Consider the following 16,002-nt stretch of genomic DNA (forward strand, 5'->3'; position numbering starts at 1 on the left):
CACTTCGTGGGGTAACCGGACGGGGGGAGAATATGGAAGGGCCGGAGGCGATTGCCTTCGGCCCTTTTTGTTTTTCATAGGGTCCCTTTAGCCGCCTGTGCTTCGACGGGTGTGAAGAAGGAGAGCGAGTACAAGTGGCGCGGGGTGAACAAGGCGAAGCCAGGGGCGAACCCTGGAACGCCGTAGCCTCGACGGAGATCGTCGGGCTATGGGGCGAGCAAGTCGCCGCGCCTTCGGCGGAGTAGGCACGATGATGGTGGCACTTGTACCGACGAGGAACGAGGAGGCGGCGCAAAGCGCCCCAGAGCGGGACGATCTCCGTCCACGCGGCGCAGTACGGGAAGGACTCCGATGAGCTGGCCTCGACGGGGCTGAAGAAATCCAGCGAGTACAAGAAGCGTGGGCCGAAACCCGCAAGCGCTCCGCCCACACCGTAGGCCCATTTATGGGTCTTGTCGCATCAGCGGGCTCATTTATGTGCCCGTGCTTCGACGGGCGTGAAGAAGGAGAGCGAGTACAATCGGCGGGGATTGAATAAGGCGAAGCCTACGACGAACCCCGGAACGCCCTGAACCCATCCCCTAGCCCCTTCCCTGCCGCAAGGAAGGGGGATCGGAGCGGACTAGGTGCCGCTCCAGTCCTCCACAAGAAGCCCTGGCACCTTCCCAAAGTGGGCGAGATTGCGGGTCAGAACCGTAGCCTCGTTTGCCAGAGCGATAGCGGCGATCTTCAAGTCCATCGTCCCGACCCGGACTTTGGCTCGCTGAAGCTGCTCGAAAATATCGGCGGCTCCGGTGTCGAACGAGAGAAGTGGGATGCCTTCGAAGGTCTTGATATGAAGCTCCAGGCGAGAGTAGGCAGACAAGAGTCGCTCCCGTGTGTCGGCGCGGGCAGCACGCTCCAGCCAGCCACGCATCTGCTCTTCATAGTTGACCACCGTCGTAAAAACCTGGTCGGGAGCAACCGTCTCTAGCCGCATTTGTAAGGGAAGAGAGTCGGCGCTGTCCCACTCCAGCAGGCTGAGGTGATCCGTATCCAGCACATACATCTACGGAGTGACATCCTCTTGAGGGCGTAGCGACTCGCGGTACTCACGTCCCAGGCGCTCGGCTTCGGCAAACTCCGGGTCATTCTTGTACACCCCCACGATCTTCTTCCACCAGGGGCCTTTTGGTGTTCTCTCGGGTTCTTCAGGGATAAACCTTGCTACCTTTTGCTCTAGAACCGCGACGCGTTCTTCAAGAGTGACTGTTGCCATAGTATTTTCCTAGGCGCATTCTATCGCGCTTTGGGTGGTAGCGCAGTTTGGAAAGGACTCCGACGCGTACGCTTCGACGGGCATGAAGAGTGAATAAGGCGAAGCCGGGGACGAACCCTGGAACGCCGTAGCCTCGACGGAGATCGTCGGGCTTTAGAGCGAACAAGTCGCCGCACCTTCGGCGGAGTGGTTCCATGATGATGACACTTGTACCGACGAGGAAGGAGGAGGCGGCGCAAAGCGCCCCAGAGCGGGACGATCTCCGTCCACGCGAAGGGAGCGGTCGGATAATCGGTTACACCATCGCCTCGGCCTCGGCGGCGGTTTGTTCCCAGTCGACGAGTTTTGCGTCTAGCTGACCGCTGAGCTTTGTGTGCTCCGCCGCCAACGTGGTCGCATCGCCCTCGCCCGACGCCAGCGCGGCCTCAACGGTGGCAAGCTCCGCTTCTAGCTTCCCAATCTCCTCCTCTATGGTCGTCACCCGCTTCTGGAGCCGTGCGCGCTCTTTGGAGAGCTGGAAGGCATTGGGTTTTATCGGCTCCGGCTCGCTCTTTCGCCGTGGGATGGGAGCCGTGGGGAGAGGCTGGCTCTTGGTGGCCCGGTAGAGCGCGTAGTTGCCCTCGTGGAGCGCTACTTTGCCATTGCCCTCAAAGGCCAGAGTGTGATCCGTGACCGCATCGAGCAAGGCACGGTCGTGGCTGACGACTAGCAGCGTGCTGGGAAACGACTTCAGGGCATCGGTGAGCGCATCGCAGCTCCAGACGTCTAAGTGGTTGGTCGGCTCATCGAGGACGAGTAAGTTCGCGGGGGAGAGCACCATCAGCGCCATGCGAAGCTTGCTCCGCTCGCCACCTGAGAGCGCGGAGATCGGCTTGAAGACATCATCGCCTGTGAAGAGAAACTTCGCCAGATGCGAACGGGCCTCGGCGATGTTCAGACCCGCACGCTCGTAGAACGCCTCAAGCACGATCTCGTCGCCCTCAAAGTCGTCTTCATCTTGTCGGTGCACGGCCACGGTTACGCCATGTCCGAACTTTAGGAAGCCTGAGTCAAGCGCCTGCTCGCCGAGCAGCATCTCGATCAGCGTGGTCTTGCCCGTCCCGTTTGGCCCAACAATGCCAATCTTCTGGTCGCGCCGCAGGATAAAGTCCACGTTATCGAGAATCGGCTGCTCGCCAAACTTCTTGTTTGCCTTCTCCGCCACCACCACATTCTCGCCGCTCCGGCCCGAGGTCGCCAGCTTTGCCTTCACGCCCTGCGGATCAGAGTCCGGGCGCTCCAGGCGCTCCAGACGATCTAATCTTTTCTGTCGCCCCATCGCGATTCGGGTGTTTTGCCCCGCCTTGTTGCGCCGAATGTACTCCTCGGTGCGTGCTATCTCGGCTTGTTGGCGCTGGTAGAGCTCTAGCTGCTCGGCGCGCACCCGCTCGCGCTTTTCTTTGTAGAACACGTAGCCGCCGGAGTAGGGGGTCACGCCGGTCGCCTCGACATCCCAGATCGCGTTGGCGGTGTTTTCCAAAAAGCGCCGGTCGTGCGAGACCAGCAACACGGCGCCGGGGAAGCGCTGCAAGAAGCCTTCGAGCCACTCCACGGCGCGAATGTCGAGGTGGTTGGTGGGCTCATCGAGAGCAAGCACATCGGGTGTGGTCGCCAGTAGCTTCGCCATCGAGAGCCGTGTCTTCTCCCCACCCGAGAGCACCGAGACCGGCTTGTCCCAGTCTTTCTCGGGGAGTCCCATGGCCTCAAGAGACGCCAGCAGCGACGCCCGTGCCGCTTCGCCGCCAGAGAACTCGTAGCGATCCTGCGCCGCCCCGAGCGCATCCAGCAAGTCCTCGCTCTCGGGGTCACTTGCCAGCGCCATCTCCGCCTCCCGTAGCCGTGCCTCCGCATCGGCCACGCTCGCCAGCGCCATCTCCGCCTCGTCTAGGATGGTCTTAGAGTCGTCCAGCCGCGCGATCTGCGAGAGATAACCAATCCGCACGCCCTGCGCCACCCGGATAGTGCCCCGCGTCGGCTCCTCAATCCCCAGGAGGAGCCTTAGTAGCGTCGTTTTTCCGCCACCGTTCTTGCCCACAATTCCCACTTTCTCCCCCCGCGCCAGGCGCAGCGAGATGCCATCGAGAATCGTGTGAGGGCCGTAGTCTTTCCCTAAATCGGAGATCGTAATGAGGCTCATGCAGAGCGCATTTTACCGCGAATCCTGCGTAGAGAGCCGCTGGTTGGAAACCAGCGGCTGCAATGGCGCTTCGCAGCCGCAGGCTACTGCAGCCGCTCAATTACATTGGGCATCCATCGAGTAAAGAGCGAAGCCAGAGGAGGGCATCTGAGCGGGAGTGAGTCTGGCATGATTCTTGCGTTTTTCCCTCACCGTAGAGTGGGAGAAGAAAAGATGAAACGAATTGTATTTTTAGCGCTGGTAGGTTTGGTAGCCACCAGTGCACATGCACAGTCGCTAACCACGGTACCTAGTGCCAATGCAGCGGTGGAAGGTAGCGCTGGACTCAATACCATGATCCGGTCTGAGGCGCGAACTCTTCAGACGGTTATCAGTGCCTCGGAACTTACCTCGATGCTCAATGGGCAGATCACGGGGCTGACATTTCGGCTTGATGGCTCTGAAGTGGCGACGCGCCCTGACCTTGCCATTAACTTTGCAAACTACGATATTTATCTTGGGCAGGCGGCAACCACGCCGAGTACGCTGAGCAATACGTTTGCCAGTAACTATATCCCTGGCACGAAAACCCAGCTGCGCGGTGGTGCACTGAGTCTTGCGGCAGGCTACTTCCCACGAACCAACCCGGCGGGGCCAAATGACTTTGCGGCTATTATCGGCTTCAACCTGTCGGGGGGCAACTATAGCTACACGGGCGGTGATCTGGTAATTGAGCTGACCCACACGGGCAATTCCGCGACAGACTTTGGACTGGATGCACAGGCGAATAGTGCCCAGGTTGCTGCCGTCGCCTCACAGGGCTATAACGCCCTAACGAATACTGGTGTCAATGCGTCTGTGGCACCTGTGATGCGCTTACAGTTCACTCCGGCGGCGACAGCGGCACCAGAGCCAGGGACGCTTGTGCTTCTGGGACTAGGGGCGCTTGGCCTCGTGGTGCGGCGACGGCGCACGGCCTAGGCGTAAGCGCCAGACCATTCCTACTGCCTCAAAAACAATCCGCTTGCTCATCTTCGACACGCCGTCTACGCGATCCGTGAAGAGGATGGGCACCTCGGTGGCCTTAAAACCCGCTTGGAGCGCTCGCCAGGTCATCTCGATCTGAAACGAGTAGCCGTTGGAGCGGATCTCGGGCAGGTTCACGGCCTCCAGCGCCGCTCTTCGCCAGCACTTGAAGCCTCCTGTGAGGTCTTGCAAAGGCAGCCCGAGAATCGTGCGGGCGTAGAGACAGCCTCCCCGCGAGAGCAGCCGACGGCTCAATCCCCAGTTTACGGTGCCACCCCCGGCAACATAGCGCGAGCCGATCACGAGATCGGCATCTGCGGCCAGCAGGCGCGGGACATCGGCGGGGTTGTGTGAAAGATCGGCGTCCATCTGCACCAGGCGGGTGTAGCCCTGCTCCAGGCCCCACGAAAACCCCGCCACGTAGGCGCGCCCCAGACCATCTTTGGTGGTGCGGTGCAGGACATGGACATGGGGGTCTTGCGTGGCAAGTGCATCCGCCATTTTTCCTGTGCCATCGGGAGAGCCATCGTCCACAACCAAGAGATGCGCCTCGGGAACACTCTGGCGGAGCTGGGCAATGAGCGTGGGCAAGTTTTCTTTTTCGTTGTACGTCGGCGTGATAATTAAAGGGGACTCAGGCATAACAATCCCATCAGTATACCGTCTGCGATAGAATGGAGAACTATGCGGATTGACGAGCTTCTTGGGGGCGAGCGCCCCACCATCTCCTTCGAGTTCTTTCCCCCACAAAATGATGCGGGTGCGGAGACTCTCTTTCAGACCATTCATCAGCTTCAAATCCTGAAACCTGACTTTATCTCGATCACACGAACTGGTGGCGGTACCGAGCAGACACTAGAGCTGACCCTGCGTATTCAGCGCGAGCTTGGGATTCGTACGATGTCGCACTTGACATGTCTGCACCACAATAAAGACGAGATGGCGGCGCACTTGGCGACTCTCTGGGAGGGTGGCGTGCGTAATGTTTTGGCTCTGCGTGGCGATCCCGAGAACGGCCAGCTTGTCTTTAAGGCACCCAAAAATGGGTTTGCCTACGCCAATGAGCTAGCCACCTTTGTCGCGGCACGCCAAGACTTTTGTATCGGCGTGGCGGGCTATCCCGAAGGGCATCCCCAGTGCTTGAATCGCACGCGGGACATTGAGACGCTCAAAGCAAAGCTCGATGCGGGGGGGCGTTTTATCATTACCCAGCTCTTCTTTGACAATGCTGATTTCTTTATTTGGAGGGATCAGTGTCGTGCCGCAGGGATTACCGTCCCGATTGTGGCGGGGATCATTCCGATTGAAAATGTTGCCCAGATCAAGCGCTTTGTCACCCGCTGTGGTGCGAAAATTCCACAGGCACTGCTGCAGAAACTAGAGGCCGTTGAAAACGATCCCGCCGCGGTCTACGAGGTAGGCATTGGGCATGCCATTACCCAGTGCCGTGAGCTGATAGCAGGCGGTGTGGACGGTCTTCACTTCTACACCCTCAATAAAAGCAAGGCAACAGCCCATATATGCGCGGAGCTGGGAAACTAGCGCCGGAGCTGTTTGAGAGTCTGGAGCGCGATGCGAGCGATCTTACCGAGAGGAGCAAGCCGAATCAAAACGGGGGGGAGAAGGCCAAGCTTCTGGGCCACTGAGGCAGGCGTTTTCTTTTTTGGAACTATCTTTTTGCCTATTGGCCGCTGCCGATACGCCGCGAGAAATCCGGCGGCTTGTTTCAGATGGCGAGGCTCGATCCACATTCCCTGAGGGGGCTCGCTCACCCGAAGCCGCTTTCGGATGGTTTTGGTGCGCGAAACGAGCGAGAGCGCCTGAACTTTTAGCCGTGCGACAAGCTCTATACTGCGTGTTGCCAAGAGTTTACCGGCATCCGTCAACGGGGCGATGCGATTCTGGAGACGTGTGACAGGGCCTTGTTTGATCTTCCAGGCAGCCCATGCCACGCAAAACCAGCCCACAAGCTGGGCGATAAAGACTGCTACCACCGTTAGATCCAAAACGCTCCATGTCATAAGTATTAGTGTACCGTGCCAGGTGGGGCTTTTTCTCGTGACCCTGGCAAGAATAGGGGGATCTGGAAACGGAAAGGTGATCGAGACATGGTATAATTCCCCCTAGCGTCTCGTCCCGTAGCGTCTTTCTGCAATGTCAGGGGGAGTGACTCAGGCAGCGCTCGGGTAGGCGAAACATCACCATGCGTTTATTTGGTTTTTTTTCACGGCGTCGCCGATTGGGAATAGATCTCGGCACCGCCAATACACTGGTTCACGTTCACGGCAAGGGCATTTTACTTCGCGAACCTTCGGTAATCGCCTACGATGTAAACCGGCAGACGGTTGAAGCTGTTGGAGATGAGGCTAAGCGAATGCTGGGCCGCACTCCAGGGCACATTGTGGCAGTACGTCCACTCAAAGACGGAGTCATTGCTGACTTTGATCAAACCGAGCGGATGCTGCGCTACTTTATTGAAAAAGTCATGCGCCGTCGTCCTTTTGATCTTCCGCAAGTGGTCGTGGGAATTCCCTCGGGTGTGACTGAAGTCGAGCGTATGGCGGTGATTGATGCCACAAAAAAAGCGGGAGCGGGCGAGGCATTTCTGATCGAGGAGCCGATGGCCGCAGCGATTGGGGCAGGCTTGCCTGTCTCCGAGCCGACCGGTTCGATGATCGTGGATATTGGCGGCGGGACAACCGAAGTGGCAGTAATCTCGCTCTCGGGAATCGTCACGAGCCGCTCGATCCGTGTGGCGGGTGATGAGATAGACGAGGCCGTTGTGGCCTATATCCGGCGTCAGTACAATCTCTACATCGGTGATCGGACGGCGGAAGAAGTGAAACTCCAGATTGGTTCCGCGTTTCCATTGGAGCAAGAGCTGACCATGATCATCAAGGGGCGTGACTTACTGACTGGCCTGCCGCGCTCGACGACGATTTCGAGTGTGGAGATCCGGGAAGCGATTGCGGAGCCCGTCAATCAGGTCGTGGATGCAGTCAAGATGGCACTGGAGGCGACACCGCCTGAGCTGGCAGCGGACATCATGGACTTGGGGATCTACCTGGCAGGTGGTGGTGCACTACTGCGAGGCTTGGATCGGCGCATTCAAGTCGAGACAGAGATGCCCGTCAAGATTGCCCCGGATCCGCTTTCTTGTGTGGCATTGGGAGCGGGAGCAGTCTTGGAAGAGGTGGAGACTCATCCTGGTCTTCGTAACGCACTGATGTCAAGTCGGTCTCTTTAACTCCAAAGTAAAGGGAGGTAGGCTATGGGGCAGAAACGGCTGAGAGGGGGCTGGAACCCCCGCGTTGAGCGGCGCGGTCTGAAGGTCGCCCGAGGGACTGTCATCGGTATGCTACTTGTCGGTGCCGTAGGGCTGGGAATCCTAAACAACCGCCTGACCTCCCAGGGGAAGTCCAATCCTATTGTCAGTGGCACCCAGGCAATCGCACTACCTGCTCAGGTTGCTGCCGCACGAACAAAGCAAGGCGTCTCCTCGACGTGGCGTGGCTGGTTTGGCGGTGTCGCCCTGGAGCGTGAGAACGAGGCACTGGCCCAAAAAGTCTCTGCGCTGACTCTGGAAGTCGAGAAACGTGAAGCGGTTGAGGCGGAGAATATCCGTCTTCGGGGTTTATTGGACATTGTCGTTACCAAGAATCCCAGGCCACAAGTTGCGGAAGTGGTAGCCTGGCTCCCTTCGTCTTTAGAGCAGACCGTGATCATTGCTCTTGGAACACGCCATGGTCTCCATCGTGACCAAGTCGTACGAACTGCAGAGGGACTTCTGGGAAAGATCATCGAAGTCGGGCCATTGAGTGCAAAAGTGCGCCTTCTAACGGATCCTGACTCTGGTGTTGGAGCGGTTGTGGGGGCGGGAAAAGCATTTGGCATACTCAAGGGTGTTGAAGAGGGGCAAGGGAAGCTAAAGCGGCGCTACAATATTGAGCTGGTGCATCTGGACAAGATGGCAGATGTCAAGCCGGGTGACATGGTTGCCACCTCAGGCCAGGGAGGGATTTTTCCTCCAGGGATTCCGATTGGTATTGTCGAGTCGGTGCGTGAAGATCAGACACACCTCGTTAAGATCGCCCGCATTCGACCGAATGCACCGCAACCTGGGATGGTGCGTGAGGTGCTGGTGCTGGCGGCACTTCAGCCATGAGCCAGGGGACTTTGGGGGGCACTAGTGAGAGAGTGATCTCCGGGCGCGCTCTGGTACTCTATTTGGTCTTATTAACCGCTGGGATTGGCCTACAGTCGTCGGTGGCAGTTCATTTGAACTTTTTAGGAGCCCAGCCGGATTTTTTACTCACACTAGCCCTCTGTGTCGCACTACTCACCGATGCCTCAATAGGTGCGGGTGCAGGCTTTATCTCAGGCTTAGTGACTGCTGCCATCGCGGGGCCGACCTTGGGGACGTTTTTGATCACACGAATCGTCGCTGCATGGGCCGTCGGGGCCCTACGCCGGCGCTTTGTCCGCGTCGGTGTTGGGGTGACTCTCTTGGGTGTGGGAGCAGGGAGTGTCCTGGCAGGGGTGCTCTATGGCTTCTCCAACCCGCGTATTGGTCTTGCCCACTGGCTCTCGCTGACCTTTGTCGGAGCGGTGATGAATCTTCTGGTGGCGCTCCCGTTGGCAGTCCTCGCACGCTGGAAAACCGTTCGCCTGTGAGTTGAACAAGTTCATGTTTTGAAGTAAAACGCATAATTGTTATCGGAAAGATTCGCTTTACTTCTGACTGGTTGGTCGCCTATAATAGAGCCATGGCAACAACAACCATCGAACGGGGGCAACCCGGCAGTAAGGCCTTCTTTAAGGATAGTTATCTCCTGCATAAGCTCCACTCTCTTTCGGGAGTGATTCCGATTGGAGCATTTCTGATCTTTCACTTGACGATCAACGCCTACAGTCTGCGTGGTGATGGAGAGACTGCCTTTAACACTGCGGTGAAGGCCATTGGCTATGCTCCTTTTGTGCTCCTTTTGGAGATCGGAGCGATCATGCTCCCGATTCTCTTTCATGCGATCTACGGCCTGATGATTGTGGCAGAGATGCCGGGGCCTGGTGGCAATGCCGCGCACTATGGCTACGGACGCAATAAGCTCTACGTCTTCCAGCGCTGGAGTGGTGTTGCCGCAATCGTCTACATTGCCGTCCATATTTACGACACGACTGTCCTAAAGTATGTCTTTGAGTTCACGGCAGGTGAGGCGGGCAAAGAGCTAGGCTTCCAGTCTATTAGCTACCGAGCAATGGCATGGCGCTTTGCTGATCCTCTCTATCTTGGATTCTATCTGCTAGGTATCTCGTCAGCGTGTCTGCACTTGGGCAATGGGGTTCTGAACTTCTGCATCCGCTGGGGACTAACCATTGGTAAAGAGGCACAGAAGATTGCTGCGATTGCAGGCTGGGGCTTAGGCATTGCGCTGACTTTATTAGGATCGGCGGTCGCGGTGAACTTCGCGATAAAAGGCCAAGAGGATCATAAAACACAGCCCGACCGGGCAGCTTTTGTGAAGATGCTCGTTGAGCAGGAGGCAAAGTAGCGATGGCAGCAACTAAACCCCGTGTGATTGTGGTAGGCGGTGGTCTGGCGGGCCTCATGACGACGGTGAAGATCGCGGAGGCGGGCGGCAGTGTGGATCTCTTCTCCCTCGTGCCCGTCAAGCGTAGTCATAGTGTCTGTGCCCAGGGTGGCATCAATGGTGCCGTCAATACGAAGGGCGAGGACGATAGCCCGAGCCTGCACATTGATGATACGTGTCTGGGGGGAGACTTTCTTGCCAACCAGACATTGATTAAGAACATGTGTGAGGCTGCGCCAGGGATTATCTATCTCCTCGACCGAATGGGGGTAATGTTCAATCGAACCCCCGAGGGCCTCTTAGACTTCCGACGCTTTGGCGGAACCCTGAAGCACCGCACAGCCTATGCTGGAGCGACGACAGGTCAGCAGCTTCTCTATGCCCTGGACGAGCAAACACGCCGCGCCGAAGTGGATGGGAAAGTCAAAAAATTCGAGTTCTGGGAGTTTCTTGGCATTGTTCGTGACCAAGGCGGCTCGGGCAAGTGTATCGGGATCGTCGCGCAGGATCTTCGGACAATGGAGATCAAGGCGTTTCATGCGGATGCTGTTGTGCTAGCCACGGGTGGGCCTGGAATGGTCTATGGCAAGTCCACCAACTCAACCATCAACACCGGAACCGCGGCGGGAGCAATCTTTCAGCAGGGCGTGCACTATGCCAATGGCGAGTTTGTCCAGGTTCATCCGACAGCCGTACCCGGCGAAGATAAGCTGCGCCTGATCTCCGAGTCCGTGCGTGGCGAGGGGGGACGTGTCTGGGTGCCCAAGACTCCCGGCGACCCTCGGCAAGGTCAGGATATCCCTGAGGCTGAGCGGGACTACTTCCTGGAGGTCAAGTACCCCAAGTACGGCAACCTCGTGCCACGCGATATTGCAACCCGTGAGATCTTTGCCAAGTGTGTGGACGAGAAAATGGGGGTCTTTGGGGAGAACCAAGTCTATCTAGATGTCACACACATTGACCGCAAGAAGCTGGATGAGAAGATTCGCGGTGTGCTAGAGATCTATGAGAAATTCGTCGGGGACGACCCGCGCGACGTGCCGATGCGTATCTTCCCGGCGGTTCACTACTCCATGGGGGGGATCTGGGTCAATGACGGTACAAACCCGGGCTCGACACCCTATCATCAGACCAATGTGGACGGCCTCTTTGCCGTGGGTGAGTGCGACTATCAGTATCATGGGGCGAATCGGCTTGGAGCCAACTCCCTGCTCTCCTGCCTAACCAGCGGCCAGATCTGCGGTCCCGCCGTGGTGAAGTATGTGGATGGCTTGAAGAAGCACACGGATGGCACGGAGGCCGAGCTTGGAGCGCAAGAGCGAGCCCGCACCGAACAGTACGAGAAACTTAAGGCTATGACCGGCCCTGAGAATGCTTTCTTACTTTGGCGTGAGCTGGGCCATGTGATGACCGAGAACATGACCGTCGTACGCTACAATGACCGTCTGGAAAAGACTCTGACCAAGCTGGACGAGCTCGAAGACCGCTACGAAAAGATTGGTATCTCGGATACAGGAGCCTGGTCGAATCAGACCGTTCCGTTTGCTCGGCAGCTCAAGAACATGCTCGTATTGGCCAAGATCATGACCAAGGGAGCACTCCAGCGCGACGAGAGCCGCGGCGCACACTACAAGCCTGAGTTCGATCAGCGTGACGATGAAAACTGGCAGAAGACCACCGTCGCACAGTTCGATCCTGCCAATCCTGGTGATCCCAAGATCACCTATGAGTCAGTAGATCTCTCGCAAGTAAAACCCCGACCAAGAGTCTACACGAGCAATTAACTTGTAGTGATATTGTAATATGAAAAATCAAACAGCCGAAGTGAGTATCGCCAAATATTCGAAAAGTATATTACTGTTAATTCTCGTGATAGGTATGCTACTGCGGCTAGTTTGGTTTTTTAATGGACGCTCTCTCTGGTATGATGAGGCGTGTCTTGCAACAGATATTGTTAGATGTGATTTTTATGAATTACTAAAGCCATTGGTGTCTGGGCAATCAGCTCCGATTCCATTTCTGATAATTACTAAGCAATTATTTCTTATTTTAGGCCACAATGATTTAGTGTTTCGTGTATTTCCGCTCTTTTCAAGTTTGTTGTCACTTTTACTTTTTTATCGATACTGTTCATTTGAATCAAATGATATTCTCCGGATAATTCCATTTGGTCTATTGTCACTATCATATCGTGCCATTTATTACGGTGGTGAGTTTAAACCATATGGTGTTGATTTGCTCGTGACTATTATCCTTCTGAATTTGTATAATGAAATAAGAAGACCTGCTGATATGGGTATTGCTAGAAAAACAGGTGTAATATTGGCTGTTTTATTGTGTGTTTGGTTTTCGTATCCGTCAATATTTGTTATTTTTGCAATTATTATTGCTTTGATTTTTGATTTTAATCGTATGGGCATGGATTTAAAGTCTATTGTTAGGCATAATTCGCTTGGTCTTATTATTATTTTTGGTGCTGTAAGTTTTATTACTGAGTATATGCTTGTCCTTAGGTCGACTGCTTCAAAATCTATATATTTGGATTTTTGGGATCCGATGTTCTTAAAAATGCCATTTTCATTAATTTCGGTAAAGCAAGATACATATTTAATATATTTTCTGGTTCAGTATCCGTTTCAATTTATGAAAATACTTGCTGTGGTTTTTCTTATAGTTTTTCTTATTGGTTTGATAGCTGTACTTCGGACAAAGAAATCTGAATTTATTGTTTTTGTTTTGCCTATAATATTTGCTGGCTTTGCCTCGGTATTGCATAAATACGGTTTTGGGGATCGTCTGATGTTATTTGCTACCCCTTTGATATGTTTATTAATAGGGAATGGTTTTCAGTTTGTAACTGATATTATTTCTCATAAGATTATTATTAAACCAAGTGTAATTGTATTGATTGCTCTGTTTTGTGTCTTGTCTGCGGGTATGAAATCACTTGATTATATAATAAGCCCTCCTGTTATTAGTAATATGAGACCACTGCTTGAGAAGGTCAAGCCTGTGATTGGTAATGGTGAATTTGTTTTTGTTCATGGTAGTAGTTTGCCTGAATACAGATTTTATAGTTCTGTCGACCCTGGATTGTTATTTGAAAATGTGGTTTTAGATGAAAATAATCCTGAAGAGGGAATAGGTATTCATTTATTTAATCAGATTCCACCAGGAGGTTCGTGTTGGCTTGTCTTATCAAAGATGGGAATGCCGCCCTATACAGAGAAAGAAAATCAAGTTCGGTTTTTAGGTGATATTACACAACGTGTGGAAGTGCCTGGTAGTGTCGCATGGCAGATTAAGCGGCGCTAGGAAAATTTAAAAGGAAAAAACCATGTCAGAAGTGATTATTCAAGTGACCGTTCTGCGTCAGAAAGACCCGGACTCTGCTCCCTACGAGGAGGTGTTCGATGTTCCCTACAAGCCGCGGATGAATGTCATCTCGGTGCTGATGGAGATCCAAGCCAATCCGATTAATACCAAAGGTGAGCACGTGACTCCTGTGGCTTGGGAGCAGGCATGTCTCGAAGAGGTCTGTGGTTCGTGTACGCTTCGGGTCAATAACCGTGTTCGGCAATCCTGCTCGGCACTGATTGACAATGTCGCACCACTGACGGGCACGATCCGTCGTCTACATCTTGCTCCCATGAGCAAGTTCCCGACAGTTCGTGATCTAATTGTGGATCGCTCGATGATGTTTGAGAACCTCAAGAAAGTGCAAGCCTGGATTCCCATTGATGGTACCTACGACCTTGGCCCTGGTCCGCGTGTGTCGGCAAAAGAGCAGCAGCTTGCCTACCAGTTCTCCCAGTGCATGAGCTGTGGCTGCTGCGTTGAAGCCTGCCCTCAGGTGAGTGAGAAGTCCAGCTTCATTGGCCCCGCTGCGATTGGGCAGGTTCGGCTCTTCAACGCCCACCCGACGGGAAAGCTCAATGCCGACGATAGGCTGGAGGCAATCTCGGGCCCCGATGGGATCGCAAGCTGTGGCAATGCCCAGAACTGCGTGCAAGTGTGTCCGAAAGAGATCCCCTTGACCCGCGCGATTGCCGAGCTGAACCGAGATACCACGGTCTACCGTATTAAAAAATGGTTGGGTAAGTAAGTCCAGCTAAAAAGATAAAGAGCTGTCTCACTGAAGTATACAGCGGGGCAGTCTTATTTTGGCAGTAGTGACTGGAGGCTGTCCTACTTGACTGAGCGTCCCTAATTTTTGCGGGATATTATAGAGGCATGAGCACTGAATTCAGAGCCGACCTCAAAGGTGTGATCTTGGTTTGTCCTGCGTGCGGTCAGAAGAACCGCCTGCCGTATAGCCGTCTTGCGACGGTAGGAACCTGTGGGAAATGCCAAGATCCGCTACCGCTGGTAAGCGCACCCCTGGACATTCCGAGCTCTGCCGTCTTTAATGCCTTGATCGCCGAGAGCGCACTTCCTGTCCTGGTGGACTTCTGGGCAGTCTGGTGTGGCCCCTGTAAGATGGTGGCTCCCCAGCTTGCTATCGTCGCGGGGCAAGAAGCGGGCCTCTCGTTGATCGTAAAAGTCAACACAGAGGAGCTACCAGGACTCTCCGAGCAGTATGGCATTCAGGGAATTCCGGCACTTTTGCTCTTTAACAACGGGTCACTGGTTGCTCAGCAAGCCGGGGCCATGCCAGCAGCAGCGATCCGTGAGTTTCTCTACCGATAAAAATAAACCCCACGGAAATTCCGTGGGGTTTATTTTTACTCTGTCAATCCTGTTTGGGAGGCAGGTTGGCTAGCTTGCGGATGCGGTCGAGGGCTAGCTTCTGAATCGCGGACGACAGGTCTCCCTTTCTCATGGCCTGGCTGTAGGAAGCGCGGGCATCTGCATTCTCTCCTGATCTTTCCTGTGCTTGTGCGAGGAGGAACCAGTCGGCTCCAGTTCCACGAAGACGCACGAGGTCACGGCGGGCACTGATCTCCTCTTTAATGGCTCCAGTAAAGCGCAGGAGGTGGGCTAGCCCGGTTAGCCCCACGAGCTCAGCTTCTTTAGAGACAACGGTGGAGCGCACCACGATCCCTGACTGCCCTCCACCCGAGCTATGAATCCCGGTTCGTGCTCCCGCAATATCGGCGCGGTAGCTGGCGATAAACTTCTCGGCCCAACCTTCTGCGGCGATGGCCTGGAGGGTGTCTTGTGGGTAGAGTGAGGTCTCATTGCTGAGTGCACGCTTGAACTCCAGCTCTGCGGCGGGACGATCATTCTGGTCGAGTAGGCTCTTGGCCAGCAAGCGCCGCCAGAGTGCCTCGTTATCCGGGTCTTCTTGCAGGGCTTTCTGGAGCGTCTTCTGGGCATCCAGGGGCCGTTTCGCAGAGAGCTGGGCCTCTGCAAGGGCGCGCTGGAGGCTAGGACGAGCGGCAAAGAGCCCTCCTGCCTCGGAGAGCTTTAGGGCAGAGGAGTAGGACTCTGCCGCCTCCCCATAGCTCCCCGTCCGCATCTGAATCTCCGCCAGTGCCGCGACGGGCGAGGGATCCTGTGGGGCTCGACGACGGGCATCTTGAAGGCTGGAGACAGCATTGCCTGTCTGTCCCAGTGCCATGCTTGCTCGCGCTGCCCCCGTTGCGGCGGGCACGGCGACCGAGTCAATCTGAAAGAGCTGCTGGTAGACCTTGAGAGCTCCCGTGTTGTTACCCGATTGTAGCTGTGCGTCCCCAAGCGCCAACAGAGCCCGTGGGTTTTTGGGGTCAGACTTAAGCGCACCATCTAGAGCAGCGACAGCTAAGTTGGCCTTTCCCTGAGCCAGATAGGAGAGACCTAGATTGATCTGTGGCTTTGTCCAGAGGGGAGCCAGAGCGCTGGCACGACGGTAGGCACGGCCCGCATCGTCGAATCGCAGCGCCACTTGGAGGGTATCGCCGTAGAGTAGGCTGAGAATAGGGGAGTCCGGGCGGAGCTTCAGGGCTGCCTCCAGGCGCTCTAGCGACCCTGAGACATCCAGTCCTGACTTACCG

General features: G+C 55.3%; 17 protein-coding genes. 11 read left to right on the forward strand and 6 right to left on the reverse strand.

What is annotated here, in order from left to right; translation table 11 throughout:
- Positions 1-263: 263 nt before the first annotated feature.
- Positions 264-437, forward strand: coding sequence for a hypothetical protein (locus RMO15_RS07375; protein ID WP_309709924.1), 174 nt, complete (start codon positions 264-266; stop codon positions 435-437).
- Between the two features lie 185 nt (positions 438-622).
- Here the strand turns inward: RMO15_RS07375 and RMO15_RS07380 are convergent, their stop codons facing one another.
- The 3 genes from RMO15_RS07380 to RMO15_RS07390 all read right to left on the reverse strand — a co-directional run bounded on the left by RMO15_RS07380 (position 623) and on the right by RMO15_RS07390 (position 3,434).
- Positions 623-1,048 carry a type II toxin-antitoxin system VapC family toxin gene (locus tag RMO15_RS07380; protein ID WP_309709927.1) on the reverse strand — a complete coding sequence of 142 codons (426 nt, stop codon included), beginning with the start codon at positions 1,046-1,048 and terminating at the stop codon, positions 623-625.
- Positions 1,049-1,258 carry a hypothetical protein gene (locus RMO15_RS07385; RefSeq protein ID WP_309709930.1) on the reverse strand — a complete coding sequence of 70 codons (210 nt, stop codon included), beginning with the start codon at positions 1,256-1,258 and terminating at the stop codon, positions 1,049-1,051.
- A gap of 295 nt (positions 1,259-1,553) precedes the next feature.
- Complete coding sequence (locus RMO15_RS07390; RefSeq protein WP_309709932.1) at positions 1,554-3,434, reverse strand: ABC-F family ATP-binding cassette domain-containing protein; 1,881 nt, start codon at positions 3,432-3,434, stop codon at positions 1,554-1,556.
- 213 nt (positions 3,435-3,647) lie between these two features.
- Here RMO15_RS07390 and RMO15_RS07395 point away from each other — a divergent pair, with 213 nt between their 5' ends.
- On the forward strand, positions 3,648-4,394 hold the full coding sequence (locus RMO15_RS07395) for a PEP-CTERM sorting domain-containing protein (RefSeq protein WP_309709935.1): 747 nt from the start codon (positions 3,648-3,650) through the stop codon (positions 4,392-4,394).
- Here the strand turns inward: RMO15_RS07395 and RMO15_RS07400 are convergent.
- Positions 4,350-5,081 carry a polyprenol monophosphomannose synthase gene (locus tag RMO15_RS07400; protein WP_309709937.1) on the reverse strand — a complete coding sequence of 244 codons (732 nt, stop codon included), beginning with the start codon at positions 5,079-5,081 and terminating at the stop codon, positions 4,350-4,352. The genes RMO15_RS07395 and RMO15_RS07400 overlap by 45 nt on opposite strands.
- A 42-nt stretch (positions 5,082-5,123) precedes the next feature.
- Here RMO15_RS07400 and metF point away from each other — a divergent pair, with 42 nt between their 5' ends.
- A complete protein-coding gene (gene metF, locus RMO15_RS07405; protein WP_309709939.1) occupies positions 5,124-5,981 on the forward strand; it encodes a methylenetetrahydrofolate reductase [NAD(P)H] in 858 nt (285 codons plus the stop codon).
- Here the strand turns inward: metF and RMO15_RS07410 are convergent.
- Positions 5,978-6,460: a hypothetical protein gene (locus RMO15_RS07410; RefSeq protein WP_309709941.1), complete on the reverse strand. Its 483-nt coding sequence runs from the start codon at positions 6,458-6,460 to the stop codon at positions 5,978-5,980. The genes metF and RMO15_RS07410 overlap by 4 nt on opposite strands.
- A gap of 182 nt (positions 6,461-6,642) precedes the next feature.
- Between RMO15_RS07410 and RMO15_RS07415 the strand changes: the two genes are divergently transcribed.
- The 8 genes from RMO15_RS07415 to RMO15_RS07450 all read left to right on the forward strand — a co-directional run bounded on the left by RMO15_RS07415 (position 6,643) and on the right by RMO15_RS07450 (position 14,716).
- Positions 6,643-7,686 (forward strand): rod shape-determining protein, encoded by a 1,044-nt coding sequence (locus tag RMO15_RS07415; RefSeq protein WP_309709944.1) that lies wholly within the window; start codon positions 6,643-6,645, stop codon positions 7,684-7,686.
- Positions 7,687-7,710: 24 nt separating this feature from the next.
- The gene (gene mreC, locus RMO15_RS07420) at positions 7,711-8,604 is read left to right on the forward strand and encodes a rod shape-determining protein MreC (RefSeq protein ID WP_309709946.1); all 894 of its coding nucleotides are present in this window, start codon (positions 7,711-7,713) and stop codon (positions 8,602-8,604) included.
- A complete protein-coding gene (locus tag RMO15_RS07425) occupies positions 8,601-9,113 on the forward strand; it encodes a hypothetical protein (protein ID WP_309709949.1) in 513 nt (170 codons plus the stop codon). Before mreC ends, RMO15_RS07425 begins: the two co-directional genes overlap by 4 nt.
- Before the next feature lie 92 nt (positions 9,114-9,205).
- Positions 9,206-9,988, forward strand: a complete 783-nt coding sequence (locus RMO15_RS07430; protein WP_309709952.1) for a hypothetical protein — start codon at positions 9,206-9,208, stop codon at positions 9,986-9,988.
- A gap of 2 nt (positions 9,989-9,990) precedes the next feature.
- Positions 9,991-11,811 (forward strand): succinate dehydrogenase flavoprotein subunit, encoded by a 1,821-nt coding sequence (gene sdhA / locus RMO15_RS07435; RefSeq protein ID WP_309709955.1) that lies wholly within the window; start codon positions 9,991-9,993, stop codon positions 11,809-11,811.
- 19 nt (positions 11,812-11,830) lie between these two features.
- Entirely contained in the window at positions 11,831-13,342 is a 1,512-nt protein-coding gene (locus tag RMO15_RS07440; RefSeq protein WP_309709957.1) for a hypothetical protein, read from the forward strand.
- Between the two features lie 22 nt (positions 13,343-13,364).
- Positions 13,365-14,132 (forward strand): succinate dehydrogenase iron-sulfur subunit, encoded by a 768-nt coding sequence (gene sdhB, locus RMO15_RS07445; RefSeq protein ID WP_309709959.1) that lies wholly within the window; start codon positions 13,365-13,367, stop codon positions 14,130-14,132.
- Positions 14,133-14,260: 128 nt separating this feature from the next.
- Positions 14,261-14,716 carry a thioredoxin domain-containing protein gene (locus RMO15_RS07450; RefSeq protein WP_309709960.1) on the forward strand — a complete coding sequence of 152 codons (456 nt, stop codon included), beginning with the start codon at positions 14,261-14,263 and terminating at the stop codon, positions 14,714-14,716.
- A gap of 43 nt (positions 14,717-14,759) precedes the next feature.
- Here the strand turns inward: RMO15_RS07450 and RMO15_RS07455 are convergent.
- Positions 14,760-16,002 (reverse strand): tetratricopeptide repeat protein (locus RMO15_RS07455; RefSeq protein ID WP_309709962.1); only part of this gene is annotated, 1,243 nt, incomplete at its 5' end.

It is taken from the genome of Armatimonas sp. (assembly GCF_031410135.1).
Classification (GTDB): Bacteria; Armatimonadota; Armatimonadia; order Armatimonadales; family Armatimonadaceae; genus Armatimonas.